The 15,057-nt window shown below is 39.3% G+C and carries 12 protein-coding genes; 10 read left to right on the top strand and 2 right to left on the bottom strand.

What is annotated here, in order from left to right; translation table 11 throughout:
- The first annotated feature begins 75 nt into the window (after window positions 1–75).
- Window positions 76–918 carry a tryptophan 2,3-dioxygenase gene (kynA, locus tag AC0VYJ_RS11530; protein WP_430246501.1) on the top strand — a complete coding sequence of 281 codons (843 nt, stop codon included), beginning with the start codon at window positions 76–78 and terminating at the stop codon, window positions 916–918.
- Window positions 919–978: 60 nt separating this feature from the next.
- Here kynA and AC0VYJ_RS11535 read toward each other — a convergent pair whose 3' ends face one another.
- Window positions 979–2,028, bottom strand: a complete 1,050-nt coding sequence (locus AC0VYJ_RS11535; RefSeq protein WP_475365212.1) for an iron-containing alcohol dehydrogenase family protein — start codon at window positions 2,026–2,028, stop codon at window positions 979–981.
- A gap of 2 nt (window positions 2,029–2,030) precedes the next feature.
- Complete coding sequence (locus AC0VYJ_RS11540) at window positions 2,031–2,678, bottom strand: MtnX-like HAD-IB family phosphatase (RefSeq protein ID WP_430246505.1); 648 nt, start codon at window positions 2,676–2,678, stop codon at window positions 2,031–2,033.
- A 167-nt stretch (window positions 2,679–2,845) separates the two neighbouring features.
- Here AC0VYJ_RS11540 and ilvA point away from each other — a divergent pair, with 167 nt between their 5' ends.
- The 9 genes from ilvA to ppc all read left to right on the top strand — a co-directional run bounded on the left by ilvA (window position 2,846) and on the right by ppc (window position 15,012).
- Window positions 2,846–4,102 carry a threonine ammonia-lyase IlvA gene (ilvA, locus tag AC0VYJ_RS11545; RefSeq protein WP_430246507.1) on the top strand — a complete coding sequence of 419 codons (1,257 nt, stop codon included), beginning with the start codon at window positions 2,846–2,848 and terminating at the stop codon, window positions 4,100–4,102.
- A gap of 99 nt (window positions 4,103–4,201) precedes the next feature.
- Window positions 4,202–5,164, top strand: coding sequence for an LLM class flavin-dependent oxidoreductase (locus AC0VYJ_RS11550; RefSeq protein WP_475365213.1), 963 nt, complete (start codon window positions 4,202–4,204; stop codon window positions 5,162–5,164).
- Window positions 5,165–5,313: 149 nt separating this feature from the next.
- Window positions 5,314–7,239: an ATP-dependent DNA helicase gene (locus tag AC0VYJ_RS11555; protein ID WP_475365214.1), complete on the top strand. Its 1,926-nt coding sequence runs from the start codon at window positions 5,314–5,316 to the stop codon at window positions 7,237–7,239.
- A 74-nt stretch (window positions 7,240–7,313) separates the two neighbouring features.
- Window positions 7,314–8,261, top strand: a complete 948-nt coding sequence (locus AC0VYJ_RS11560) for a phosphotransferase family protein (RefSeq protein ID WP_430246513.1) — start codon at window positions 7,314–7,316, stop codon at window positions 8,259–8,261.
- A gap of 27 nt (window positions 8,262–8,288) precedes the next feature.
- On the top strand, window positions 8,289–8,858 hold the full coding sequence (locus AC0VYJ_RS11565; protein WP_430246515.1) for a histidine phosphatase family protein: 570 nt from the start codon (window positions 8,289–8,291) through the stop codon (window positions 8,856–8,858).
- 108 nt (window positions 8,859–8,966) lie between these two features.
- The gene (locus AC0VYJ_RS11570) at window positions 8,967–9,917 is read left to right on the top strand and encodes an MBL fold metallo-hydrolase (RefSeq protein ID WP_475365215.1); all 951 of its coding nucleotides are present in this window, start codon (window positions 8,967–8,969) and stop codon (window positions 9,915–9,917) included.
- Window positions 9,918–10,014: 97 nt separating this feature from the next.
- A complete protein-coding gene (locus AC0VYJ_RS11575) occupies window positions 10,015–11,328 on the top strand; it encodes a TrkH family potassium uptake protein (RefSeq protein WP_475365216.1) in 1,314 nt (437 codons plus the stop codon).
- A gap of 13 nt (window positions 11,329–11,341) precedes the next feature.
- Entirely contained in the window at window positions 11,342–12,001 is a 660-nt protein-coding gene (locus AC0VYJ_RS11580; RefSeq protein WP_165995817.1) for a potassium channel family protein, read from the top strand.
- Between the two features lie 260 nt (window positions 12,002–12,261).
- Window positions 12,262–15,012, top strand: a complete 2,751-nt coding sequence (gene ppc, locus AC0VYJ_RS11585; RefSeq protein WP_475365217.1) for a phosphoenolpyruvate carboxylase — start codon at window positions 12,262–12,264, stop codon at window positions 15,010–15,012.
- Window positions 15,013–15,057: the final 45 nt, after the last annotated feature.

Consider the following 15,057-nt stretch of genomic DNA (forward strand, 5'->3'; position numbering starts at 1 on the left):
AAAGCATATTAATGAAGAAACTCATTTGAATTACTGTTTTTGTAACCGATTACAAACAAGAAGGAGGTTATCCCTTTGGATAAAAAAGATCACGTTGATCCTACCGAATCATCTATACATACGGATTTTAAAAACAATATGACTTACGGAGAATACTTAAGTCTCGATCAAATACTCTCTGGGCAAAATAGACTTTCAGACCATCATGACGAAATGCTCTTTATCATCATTCATCAGGTTAGTGAATTGTGGATGAAGTTAATTTTGCATGAACTTAAAGGAGCCATTGAAGCAATTGAAAATAATGAACTTTCGTCTGCCTTTAAAATGCTTGCACGTGTTTCAAAGACCCAAACCCAAATTATTCAGGCTTGGGATGTTCTTTCAACATTAACCCCTTCAGAATATATGGAGTTTCGGGATTCGCTCGGACAAGCATCTGGTTTTCAATCTTATCAATACCGCATGATCGAATTTTCATTAGGATACAAAACATCACACGTGCTTAAAATCTATGAAAAGGATGAAGAACTTCACGCACAACTGAAGAATGCTTATCAAAAACCCGGCATTTATGATGTCGCCATTAAAGCTCTATCCAGGGCAGGTTTACCGATAGATCAGGAAGTTCTTCAGCGCGATGTAACCAAAACTTATGAGAAGAATGATTCTGTGCTGCAGGCATGGCTGACGGTATACCGGAATGTCGATACATACTGGGATCTTTATGAGCTTGCCGAAAAGCTCGTCGATATTGAAGATTGGCTGCAGCAATGGAGATTCCGTCATATGAAAACCGTTGAAAGGATTATTGGCTTTAAGCAGGGTACAGGAGGCTCATCAGGGGTCGGTTATTTAAAGAAAGTACTTGATCACCGTTTCTTCCCAGAGCTCTGGGATATTCGAACTGCTCTATAGGTGATTATAATATCATTATGTAAACTTATGTGAAAAACGCTCTCATTTGGGAGCGTTTTTTTATATGAGTAGTTCATTTAGTTTTGCATCACTTTCTAGGAAAGAGAGCGCCTTCCTTTGAAAATCTTCATCATGAAGGTACGTATATCGATGGGGCTTAACAGAAGGAGCCTTTAAAATAGCTTCAGCCAGGTCAGATTTCTGCATACGTTCTTTCTTAAGGTAATCAAAGAAACCAGTACGTTCAAATACTTTTCTCATCCGTATCGCTCTGTGGTTCTGCACATTAGCCATAATATAAGTTGCGATTCCGACCTGTATGCCGTGCATGTGCGGATTTGATAATTGTTTATCGAGCGCATGGGAAATTAAATGCTCTGAACCACTAATTGGTGCGCTATTGCCGCTAATAACCGTTGCCACACCGCCCATTGTTAACGAGCTTACAAGTTCTTTAATAAAGATCGGATTTTGAATATCTGACATCGGCGTTCGAATGAAACTGTTAACAGCCTTCTTACTTAGCATCGCTGCAAAGGCATTTACGTGCCCTTTCCCATTCTTTTCTTCAAATTCCCAATCATAAAGAGCCGTTATATTACTCATTAGATCACCAACTCCTGCAAGCAAGAAGTGAGAAGGGGCTTGTTTAATCACTTCGAGGTCAGCAATGATCCCATAAGGTACCTGTGCAGGAACAGTAGTTTTTTTGTGATTCACAATAAGAGAGCAGTTGCTACTAGCAAAACCATCATTTGAGGCAGAAGTCGGCATGCTTATAAACGGTAGTTTTCTAGAGAACGAAATATATTTCCCATAATCTATAACCATACCACCGCCCATAGCAATCACAACATCATAAGAATCAAGGGAAAATGCATACCCGATCAGATCATGAATGGTTTTCCCAGGTTCCATCTTTTGAAGATCGATGGAGACATATTTCATATTCTCCTGAAAGGACTCGCCATAAGTCTCATATGTAAATTCATCGAATAAAAATAGGGCATGATGAAAGCCGTGCTTTTGGAGAATCATATCAAGCTGATGGCGGATACCAGAACGAATCTCCAAAATGGCAGGGATCGGAATATTCGTTAATGGATGCATGGTCAAATCCTTCCTTTCTCATGCAGGAAATCTTCAATCTGTTGAAACGATTCAATAGCTACGAATGGCACGTTATTTTCTTTTAGTAGTTCTTGCAGTGCGTCTTTAGCAAAAGTAAGATCAGCAACTTTGGCTGGATGAGAATCTGGTTCGCTATCACCAGCAAAATAAACCACTTCATACTTTTCTTTCAGATCAGAAATCACTTTTGATTTATCAATACCATATCTTCTCGAATAATGTTTATGATTCTCATCAATCGACAAATGGACATTTTTATTCTCGTAATAGCCTTTGTTCGAGAAAACAGGAACATTCTGAATCCCATAATGATTCAAAATGTGGTGAATGTAATAATCTGTCCCAGCACTTAAAATGTAGAAATCCCCGCCGTTTTCTTGTACTTTCTTAATAAAGGAAGGAACATGCTCATCAATCGGTAAGGAGAGGATATCTTGAATAATTTGCTCCTCGTGCTGATCAATGGATTGAAATACCTGCCTTAGAAAATCAATATCTTGCATTTCCCCAGCTTTCCACTTCTTATACAACCCTTTACCTTCAGGATAATAAGTTTCAATCACAAGCCAGTAGAAATCTTTTTTTGAAATGGTTCCGTCAAAATCAGATACAAATGCCCACTTTTTCATTGATATTTCCTCCTTCATATAGTCGTTGATCTATTAAAATTGTAGCATGCTTTCATATTCAAAAGAAATCTGATTCTTTTAGAACAATAACGTACAGCCGCACTAAATTGTGTTAAAATGAATTTTAAAAAGTTAAACAATTCAATTTAATCTGAAGGAGTGCGAGAATGAGTAAAACAATCAGTAAAGTCCAGGTGGAAGATATCATTATCGCAAACCAGGTTTTAAAAGAAGTCGTTGTTCATACACCGTTACAGCGGAATGATATTCTTTCTGATCGATATAATTGCAATGTGTATTTGAAAAGAGAAGATTTACAAAGTGTTCGTTCTTTTAAAATTAGAGGCGCTTATAATTTGATTCAAGGTTTAACGATGGAAGAGAAAGCAAATGGAATCGTATGCGCAAGTGCAGGGAACCATGCCCAGGGCGTAGCATTTTCTTGTAAAACCCTTGGCATTCAAGGACATATCTTTATGCCTGCTACGACGCCCCGTCAAAAAATCTCGCAAGTTGAATTGTTTGGTGGATCGTTTGTGGAAGTCATTCTAACAGGCGATACGTTTGATGATTCCTTTCTAACCGCTAAAGAATTTTGTAACAAACACGACAAAGCATTCATTCATCCTTTTGATGACTATCGTACGATTGCAGGCCAGGGAACAGTAGGACTTGAAATTATGAATGATATTGATGAAGTCGACTTTGTTATGCTCAGCATTGGAGGAGGAGGTCTTGCCTCAGGCGTAGGGTCTTATATCAAAAGCATTAGCCCACACACGAAAATCATCGGTATAGAGCCTGAAGGTGCCCCAGGAATGAAAAGTTCCATTGAGAAGGACGAGGTCGTACCGCTTGATTATATCGATAAATTTGTAGATGGAGCTGCTGTGAAACAAGTTGGAAAGCTAACACTCGATATTTGCAAACATATCCTTGATGATGTCGTACTTGTGCCAGAAGGGAAAATTTGTACAACCATCTTAGAGCTATACAACCAGAACGCCATTGTGGCTGAGCCAGCCGGCGCTTTGTCCATCGCCGCTCTCGATTTTTATCGTGATCAAATAAAAGGAAAGAATGTGGTGTGCGTTATTAGTGGGGGAAATAACGATATTAATCGCATGCAGGAAATCCAGGAACGTTCTTTAATTTATGAAGGGCTAAAACATTATTTTATTGTACATTTCCCACAACGAGCTGGTGCGTTAAAAGAATTTATGGCTGATGTTTTAGGTCCAACAGATGATATTACCCGCTTTGAATACACGAAAAAGAACAATCGTGATCGAGGACCCGTTCTAGCAGGAATTGAGCTCAAACACAAAGAAGATTATGAACCTTTGATTGAGCGTTTAAATCGAAAAGGATTTTCTTACATTGAAATTAACAAGGACCAAGATCTCTTTAACCTACTCATTTAAAACGCCTATAGCAGGCGTTTTTCTTATGAAGTCGTTCGAGTATAAATTGGCCACTTTTTTCTATATGATAAGGAGAGATTGTATTAAAAGAGGTGCGGAATGAAATTAAGTATACTTGATCAAACACCAGTCTTTCATGGAGAAACGACAGCTGAGGCACTACAAGCTTCAAAAGAGTTAGCTATTCTCGGAGATCAACTTGGCTATGTTCGTTACTGGGTTACGGAACACCACGACCTAGATCACTTAGCGTGTCCCACCCCTGAGGTACTCTTAAGCTATATCGGAGCACATACTAGGCGAATTCGACTTGGAGCTGGAGCAATACTACTTCCTCACTATCAACCATATAAGATAGCAGAAATTTTTCATACACTAGCAACCCTTTTTCCAGGTCGCATCGACCTTGGATTAGGCAGAGCACCAGGGGGATCCGCCGAAGCGACTACAGCTCTATCTCCACGATTTTTAGAAGAAGTTCGGAAGATGCCAGAGAAAGTAGATGAACTACTTCGCTTTATCAAAAATGGCTTTGCAAAGGACCATTTGTATCATAATCTTCAAGCAAAGCCTGTTCCTAACCACGTTCCCGAGCCATGGCTCCTTGGAACAGGAAAGAAAAGTGCGCTGTTAGCAGCAGAAAACAGTATGTCCTATGCGTTTGGCTATTTTATGAGCGATCAAAAGGGGAAAGAGCTTCTCGACACATATCGAACAAACTTTGCGGGAGAATCTCCTTATAGCATTCTAGCGGTGTCCATTATTTGCAGTGAGACACAGGAACGTGCAGATGAGCTTGCGCACTGGACTCACGTAGTCAATGAATTTCGAGCTAAAGGGAAAACAACACTCCCAAGTGTTGAAGAGGCACTTACCGTATCACTTCCTAATGATCACACCTCAAAGCTTATTAGTGGAACACCTAAAATCGTCCAAGAAAAGCTACAGGATCTCCAAGAAGAGTATCAACCAGATGAATTCTTAATCACAACGATTACGCCACATCGAAAGGAAAGACTGACTTCTTTTCAACTTCTTGGTGAGGTGCTTATTCAAGGATAGATCTTTTTTCACTAATAGAAGGAAATCTGTTATGATAGAGTTTGGTTTCTTTTGTTTTTTATAGGATTAAATTTTTAACTGTATCCATTTTACAGTGCCAATAGATATGAAAATAAAAGGACGGATCAAGCTAGAAGAGGAGACCGTACATGACCCAACCATTACCTTTTGAAATCACAAAGGAAGATTCCTTTTTCGAGAAACTCGGCGACTATGTTGGCGACGTATTCTACGACATTTTACCGGAGCATGGATATGAGCTTCGAGATGAACAAATCTTTATGGCTTTTCAAATTGAACAGGCATTTAAAAATAAGAGCGTTGTGTTTGCTGAAGCAGGCGTTGGAACAGGGAAAACGTTTGTTTATTTGTTGTATGCCATTTGCTATGCAAGGTATACAAGAAAACCGGCGATTATTTCATGTGCGGATGAAACACTTATTGAGCAGCTAGTGAAAGAAGGCGGAGATATTGAGAAGCTTGAGAAAGCTCTTGGTTTAACTGTTGATGTTCGTCTAGCGAAGGCTAGAGAGCAATATGTTTGTGTGAAAAAACTAGACTATCTTTCTCATCGTACTGACGATGAAGACATCTTAAGTGTGCACGATGAAATACCAGAGTTTGTTTATGAACCAGCTGCATCAATGAAGTCTTTCCATCGCTATGGCGATCGGAAAGAATACCCTTGGGTACCAAATGATAAATGGGAAAAAATTGCGTGGGATCCACTGCAACAATGTTCAACATGTGACTGGCGTCATCGCTGTGGCCAAACGTTAAATCGTGAATATTATCGTCATTCAAGCGATTTGATTATTTGTTCTCATGATTTCTATATGGAACATATCTGGACGAAAGACTCACGTAAACGTGAAGGACAACTTCCTTTACTCCCAGAAGCTAGCACAGTTGTATTTGATGAAGGCCATTTATTGGAATTCTCAGCACAAAAAGGCTTGACGTATCGTTTTCATTCGGAAACTCTATCCAGTATTCTTACAGGCTACATGGACCAGGATGTAAGAGAAGAATCGCTTACATTAGTTGAAGAGATCCTGGAGCTTCACGATAACTGGTTCGCTCATCTTAGTCAGTCCGCGATCGCTGTAGAAGGTTCGATTCGAAAAGATGTCCCACGAACTGAAACGATGATAGAAATTGCAAAAGCGATTGCTGAGAAAGTTGATGCTTTGTTAGAGCAGCTTGTTTTCGATTCAGAGCTTTATGTAATGGAAGACTACCATGTCAAGATTATGGAAGAATACCTCGAGTTCTTCTCATATGGCTTAAGAACGCTACTCCAGGATGGAGAGGGCATTCATTGGCTTGAAGAAACTGAAACCCAGACTTCTCTTGTCATTATGCCAAGACTTGTAGAAGACATTTTGCGAAAAGAAGTATTTTCACAAAAGATCCCATTTGTTTTCTCATCAGCAACGCTTTCGCAAGCTGGAGATTTCTCTTATATAGCAAGCAGCTTAGGCATTCAGAAACATGCTTCCTTCTCTGTAAATTCGCCGTTTGATTATGAAGCACAGATGAAAATGAATGGTTCTGTAGCTGAAAATGAACATCAAAAATGGGAAGAGATGGGCCATTCCCTTCACCTGAATAAAGGTCATTCATTGCTGCTATTCTCTTCGCTAGAAGAAATGAATAGGTTTAGAGAGTGGGCAGACCAACAAAGCTGGACGTTTAACCTAATTTATGAAGGAGACCGTGAAATAAGCGAAACGGTCAAGGCATTTCAACGAGATCATTCTGCTGTTCTTTGCTCGTATCATCTATGGGAGGGACTTGATGTACCGGGTGAATCACTTACTCAGGTTCTAATCTCGTCATTACCATTCCCTCCAAATGACCCTGTTTTCCAGGCGAAACGAAGTCATTCAGAAGATCCAGTAAGCGACGTGGATCTTCCCTACATGTTACTTCGCTTACGACAGGGAATTGGTCGTTTAATTCGAAGTAGTGCAGATCATGGTGTCGTCTGTATTTGGATGACAGAAGATCAAGTGATAAAGTATGAACAACAAGTCCAAGATGTTTCACCTTTACCAATCAACTGGAAATAATAAAAAGCTCTTTCTCAAACGAGAAAGAGCTTTTTTATATTGAAGTTGTTATGATAGATAAAGGGAGGTGTGGCATGAAAACAAATTGGGAAAGACATCATTCGATCATTCATTTACCTGATGAAGCGATAACATCAATCGTAAAAAGCTATCAGCCACATCTAAAGGTAAATACCACGACCCAGCTTTCTGGAGGTTTAAGTCATACGAATTATAAAATCGATATTGCTCATCATAGCTCTGTTGTTATCAGAGTGGCTAGAAACCAGGAAAGCTTGAAACGGGAATATGAAGTTCACAGATCCTTGCCAAAAGATGTGCGAGCACCAGCTTTTCTTCATATCACAAAGTGGAATGGATATCATATTGGTATTCTTGAATGGAAAGAAGGCTCCTTGCTGCGAGACCATCTATCTACTTCGTCTCAACAACATATGAAAGCAATGGGGCAATCCATTGGAGAACAGCTTGCCTCAATGAGAGAACTGCGTTTTAATACATATGGTTTTCTTGATTCAACGCTTGAAGTAAGAGATGAATTTCAATTAACACCAACCTCATTCATCTCAACCATTGAATCCTTTTTTAATCATCATGCTTCCAAATGGTTATCTCTTACTCTAACTGATAGAGTGATGTCATTTGTAAGGAACAATGCCTATTTGCTTGAGCAAGATCAAAGCGAATCCTGCCTTGTTCACGGGGATTATAATGGACTTAATGTACTAATGGACGGAACAGAAGTAAGCGCCGTTCTAGATTGGGAATTTGCCTTATCAGGTAGCATTTATTTTGATTTAGGTAACATGATTCGATACGAATTTGATCACATGACATCATTTAAAGAAGGAATTCAGCAAGGATTATTAAACAGAGGAATCACCCTGCCAAAACAATGGCAAAAGCTTGCCAAACTGGCAGACCTCGTTGCGCTTTGTAGCTTGCTTGATCGACCAGTATGTGGGGAAAACAGGGTAAGGGATATCACTCACCTTATTACTAAAACGATAGAATCTTATTAAGTAGGAACAAGCGAGAGGGGAATATACATGAGGATTGGATTTATACGCCACGGGAGTACAGCATGGAATAAAGAGAAAAGAGCTCAAGGTAGCTCAGACATTCATCTTGACGATCAAGGTCGCAGTGACGCAGCGAAGCTTGGAGACTGGTTAAAGAACGACAAGTGGGATGTGATCTTCTCAAGTGATCTTTCACGAGCTAAAGAAACAGCAGAGATCATCGCCAAAAAGCTCAACCTGAAAGTGATAACCGATCATCGCTTACGAGAGGCCGGCGGTGGGCAGATTGAAGGAACTACAGAGCAAGAACGTATTAAGAAATGGGGAGAAAACTGGCGCGAATTAGATCTCGGTATTGAAAAAGCTCATCTTGTTGTTGAACGCGCACATGCGGCAGTAAATGATTTTCATGATAAATACTCCGGTTTAAATGTGCTAGTAGTTAGCCACGGTTCTTTTCTTAGACATTTCTTTAAAAGCACCCTACCTGAACTAAATCATGAAAATCATATTGTAAATACTTCTTTAACGATTCTTAAAAGAGATGGAGACAAATGGTTAAATGAAAAGTTCCATTCCACACGCCATCTTAATTAATAAACGAATCAATCCATTTCCTGAGTCTTTATTTAGAGAGGATTTTTGATAATGATCGAGAAGACCTTCAATATAGAACGTTACCATTCATTATTGGAGGGAAAAGCCATGAACGCAAAACCCGAAATGATAGGGGAAGATTTATCTCTTATTGATCTCTATGACCTCTCCCTTGAACTAAGGACGGGTTCTTATGTCCTGCATGAGGAAGAACTTACAATCATTGAAACTAGCGCGAGTCCTTCGATTCCTTACTTAATTAGCGGGTTAGAAAAACTCCAAATCAATTTAGAAGAGGTTCGCAACATCATTGTCACTCATATCCATCTCGATCACGCTGGAGGGACAGGGCTATTTCTTGAAAAATGTCCCAATGCTCGTGTTTTTGTTCATCCAAAAGGGATTCGCCATTTAGAAAACCCATCTCGCTTAATTGAAGGAGCAAAAGCTGTTTATAGGAATAAATTCCAGGAGTTATTCGAACCAATAATTCCGATTCAAGAAGACCGGCTAATCGCCATGAATGACATGGACACGATGCGAATTGGGCCGAATCGAATGTTAACTTTCATGGATACTCCAGGACATGCCAAACACCATTTCTCGATCTATGACTCAAAAACGAACGGGGTGTTTGTAGGTGATACGATGGGAGTTTATTATCCGCAGCTCGATGTTGAACTTTATCTTCCATCAACATCACCAAATCAATTCGATCCAGACGCAATGCTAGCATCTGCTGAAAAAATCATGGCCTATGAGCCAGACGCCATTTATTTCGGTCATTATGGAAGAACATCTAACCGAGATGAGGTAATGGCTCAATTAAAAGGCTGGTTATCCGATTTTCTGAGAATAACAAATGACCTCATGCAAAAGAAAGAGGCGCCAATTACTGAGCTTCTTTCAAAAGCGCTATTAGCACATGTGGCAAGTAACCTTTCAATAAAAGGAGTACCTTCCGATCATCCTATATATGATTACATAAAAGTAGACTTACAAGTATGTGCTCTTGGCCTAATCGATTATTTGAAACGAAAATCAGTTCGAACCACTTAGATTCTGCTTAAGTGGTTTTCTTGTGAATAATAGGCAAAGGCTTTTTTTTCATGTTATATTGAATGAATCAGTTAGATCAACAGTACGGAGAGATGCTATGCTAAAAAATAAATCAACGATTCAATCCTTCCGCTATATTTTCATAATGTATGTCGGTACTATTATTTTATTTGCGACCTTTTATATGCTGCCGTTTTCCCACTATGGCTCATTACAGGTCATTGACTCTCTCTTTATATCAACTAGTGCGCTCAGCGTTACAGGATTATCTTCCGTTGACATCTCGTCTGACTTTACACGAGTTGGACAGGTCTTATTGATTATTGAAATGCAACTAGGAGGCATTGGAATCCTCGTACTCGTCAGCTACCTATTTTTAATGATGGGTAAGAAACTAACAATGTCAAGTATGGTCCTTCTATCGAAAGACCAAAACCAGTCGCAGTTAAGAACCATTCGTTCATTAAGTATTTCCGTTTTAATGATCGCGTTAACGGTAGAAGCCATTGGTTTTAGTCTCATGTTCAATGGGATAAGTGAGCAATATAGCTCAGTTAAAGAAGCTGTTTTTGTTACTGTATTTCACAGTGTAGCGAGCTTTACGAATGCTGGGTTTGATTTATTTGGAGATAGTTTGATTTCTTATCAACACAATTGGCTCTTGCTGTTGACTTCAGCAACGATGATCTTTCTAGGAAGCCTCGGTTTTCCTACTATTGTAGAATACATACTCGGCTTTCGAAAAAAGAAAAGCTTGTTTACAAAAGTGAACATCCGTCTTCATAGTTCGCTGTTTCTTGTGGGGGTTGTCATATATTTCACTATAGAACAAAATGGCGTTTTTGGCCATTTGCCAATATGGGATAAGTTCGTAAACGTGATTTTTCTATCAGCTACATCACGGAATGGCGGCTTAACAACGGTAGACATTTCAACACTTAATATCACAACTGTTCTCATACTAATGACATTAATGTTTATTGGTGGGGCATCTTCAAGTACCGGCGGGGGTCTTCGCTTAACAACCTTTGCGGTTCTTGTAGCAAAAATGGTGTCAGTAGCAAAATCTGAAGAATATACCACGCTATTTAAGAAGACCATTTCGCAGGACTCGATTAATAAATCTTTTTTGATCTTTTTAAGCTTTATCTTTTTATTTGGATTTTCAACCATAATTCTGTCCATATTTGAGTCTCAAGAAATCATTTTAGTTGCATTTGAGGTTATATCTGCTTTAACAAACACTGGTTTATCGATGGGGATTACGAGTGAACTTGCAGGAGTTTCAAAGTTGCTATTATGTATGCTAATGATTATTGGGCGCATTGGTGTATTTAGCTTCATATACGCTGTATTTAAAATAGAAAAATCAAAAACGCGCTATATTAAAGAAGATTTGGCCGTAGGTTAAGGAGTGAGAAGTCATGCGAAAACAATTTCTAGTGATCGGTGCTGGTCGATTTGCGAAAGGCATTATTCGTGAACTATATGAGCAAAAATGTGATGTTGTCGTTTGTGATAAAGATGAGGGACCGCTAGAAGATATAGATGACTACACAACACATTCAATCGTTGGTGATTTAAGAGAAAATCGAGTGATGGATGATTTAAACGTAGAACAGTACGATGCTGTTTTTGTAGCTATAGGAACTGATGCCTATTCAGCTATTTTAATTACAAATCGTCTTCGTGACCGAAAAGCAAAAAAAATTATTACTAAAGCAGTGAGTCGAGAAATAGGAGAAATCCTGTCTAACTTAGGGGCTGATCAGGTCATATATCCTGAGGAAGAAGCAGGGATGAAAGTGGCCAAACAAATCATGATGCCTAACGTCCTTGAATACATTGAAATTACGAAGAATGTATCAGCTATTGAAGTAGAGGTACCAGAAGAACTGATTGGAAAAACATTACTTGAACTTGATTTCTCTAGAAAATACGAGTTAAACGTTTCTCTCATCTTGCGAAAAGAAGCCCCCATCTTAAGTCGCTATGCCGAAGTGGCTTTCCAAAAAGGGGATGTGATTTTGATGGTAGGAGAGAATAAAAAAATAGAACGTTTTAAACATAAGTTTTCTATTTAGTAACAGGGGTAACCATAAGCATATAAACACCAAAAAATCCGCATACTATTGCGGATTTTTTTATGAAAATGCAAAAAAATAAAAAAATATTTGTATCCGTTTTCATTCCTTTATTACCAGTACTAAGGCCTTATATCCATTCCAAAAAACGGTGTCATAAAAGATGACAAGAATAAAATTTCTTGTTTATAATAAGTTTATTGAAATATTTTTAATATTTGGTATTAAGTTATTAGAAGAAAAAGAAAGGTTGATCGGACATGACAATTGATACGGCACATTCAACTCAACAAAGTCACCACGTTGCCCTAAGGCGTGACATTAACATGCTGGGAAGCCTACTCGGTGACGTTTTAGTGCAGCATGGCGGCAAAGAACTTCTAGATATGGTGGAATCCATTCGCGAGAAAACAAAATCTCTTCGGAATGTTGCTGATTTGGAAACTTCTCAACAATTAAAAGAAACGATCCAAACGCTCCAACCTCCTATGAGAAAACAGGTTATTCGAGCATTTGCCCTTTATTTTCATCTTGTCAATATTGCGGAACAAAATCACAGAATTCGCAGACGTCGAGATTATCAAATGTTAGAAGAAGAGCAGTCGCAACCTGGTTCAATTCCTCATGCTATTGCCTTACTTAAAAAGAATAATGTTCCTGGGGAATTGATTGAAGATACGCTATCTTCCATTTCATTGGAATTAATCCTTACAGCACATCCAACTGAAGCGACAAGACGATCTGTGCTAGAAATTCATAAAAGAATTGCAACATCACTTAAACAGCTAGACAATCCTTTACTTACAAAACGAGAGCAAAAGGCATTAAAGGCTGATCTATTGAATGAAATCACAACACTATGGCAAACGGACGAGTTACGTCATAAGAAGCCTTCTGTGATGGATGAAGTGAATATGGGACTGTTTTATTTTGAGGAAACGTTATTTGAAGTGCTTCCTCAAATTCATCAAGAGCTTGAAGAGTGTTTGCGTGACCATTACCCTGATGCTAAATGGGAAGTACCTAACATTTTGAAATTTGGTTCATGGATAGGTGGGGATCGAGACGGAAATCCATTCGTTACCCCTGAGATGACATGGAATACGCTCGAAAGACAACGGGATGTAGTCATTACAAAATACAAAGACTCAGTGAAAAATTTAATGCGGCAGCTAAGCCAGTCGACGAACCGCATCGCCATTTGTCCAGAATTGACAAAATCAATTGAAGAAGATCAAAATCGCATACCTGATACGAAAGAGTGGGGCGTTCCACATGAAGCTTATCGCGTAAAGCTTGCTTATGTATTAGAAAAACTTCAGCGCGTTAATCGTGAGAACGGATACAAAAACTCAGAAGAATTTATAACAGATCTGAAGTTAATAGGAAATAGCTTGAAACAGCACTTTCCTGAAGGGTCCCACTTCACAGAGTTGAATAAGCTTATTCGTCAGGCATCTCTTTTTGGTTTTCATCTCGCTACTTTAGATGTTCGAAACCATAGCGGTGAACATGAGGGGGCTATCGCAGAAATTTTAAGTCGTGTAAATCTGGCTGAGAATTACGCCGAATTAGATGAAGAAGAAAAGGTTCAGTTACTCAATCGTCTTCTTGAAGACCCACGACCAGTTCTTTCTACCTATGAGGATTATTCGGAGAAAACACAAAAAATACTCGATATCTTTACGATGATTAAAAAAGCTCACAAAGAGTTTGGTCCTCAATCAATTTCTGTATACTTAATCAGTATGACCGAATCAGCTAGTGACCTTCTTGAGGTACTCGTTCTTGCTAAGGAAGCAAATATTTACCGTCTACACGCAGACGGTAGCGTTGAAAGTGATTTAAATATTGCTCCTTTACTTGAAACAATCGATGATCTTAAAGCTGGTCCTGCTATTATGGAGAAGCTCTTTGATCTTCCAGTCTACAAACATCACTTAGAAAAGCATGATCAACGTCAGGAAATTATGCTGGGGTATTCCGATGGAAGCAAGGATGGTGGAACACTAACAGCTAACTGGAAGCTATATCAAGCTCAACAAGAAATTAGTCGGATCGCTTCTGACCGTAACCTTCGACTTAAATTCTTCCATGGTCGCGGTGGAGCGCTTGGCCGTGGTGGCGGTCCACTACGAAGAAGTCTATTGTCGCAACCTCCTGAAACATATACGGCTGGTGTAAAGATTACGGAGCAAGGAGAGGTTCTATCTTCTCGTTACTTGCTTTACGATATTGCTTATCGAAGTCTAGAACAAGCGACGACAACCTTGTTATCATCTGCCGTATCAGGGATCGAAAAAGATGTTAGACAAGAGAAGTGGCATGAAATTATGGAAGAAATTTCGGCTGTTTCCCTTAAATCTTATCAATCCCTCGTATTTGAGGATGATGGGTTCCTGGCTTACTTTAAACAAGGAACGCCATTACCAGAACTTGGCGCATTAAACATTGGTTCCCGTCCAATGAGCAGAAAAGGTACAGACCACTTCGATGACTTACGTGCAATCCCATGGGTATTCGCTTGGACTCAAAGTCGCCAGTTAATGCCAGCGTGGTATGCGTCAGGTACCGGTCTTACCGAGTTCGCTGCAACAGAAGAAGGATTAAGCAGTCTAAAAGAAATGTATGCGAATTGGCCGTTCTTTGCATCTCTTATCGATAACTTGCAAATGGGATTAATGAAAGCAGATCTCGCTACAGCAGAAAAATATATGTTCTTAATTGATGATGAACACCTAGCGAACCGCATCTTCGGAAAAATCGTCGATGAATACCATCGTACAAAAGATGTCATTTTAACGATTACCGGACAGGAAGAATTACTTGATGGTACGCCAAACATTAAAGATTCGATCCGTTTACGAAATCCGTATGTTGATCCACTAAGTTCTCTCCAAGTGGAACTTATCTCAACGTATCGATCCAACGGTAGTGAGGACGACGAGCTTCTGAAAGAAATTCTCCTCACAATCAATGGAATTGCGGCTGGCCTACGAAATACAGGCTGATCGTACAGTCCTCCTCATTATTATGAGGGGGATTTTTTACATGTT

The organism is Anaerobacillus sp. 63XJN7_5_ISO-PGPR-S23-430, assembly GCF_056173695.1.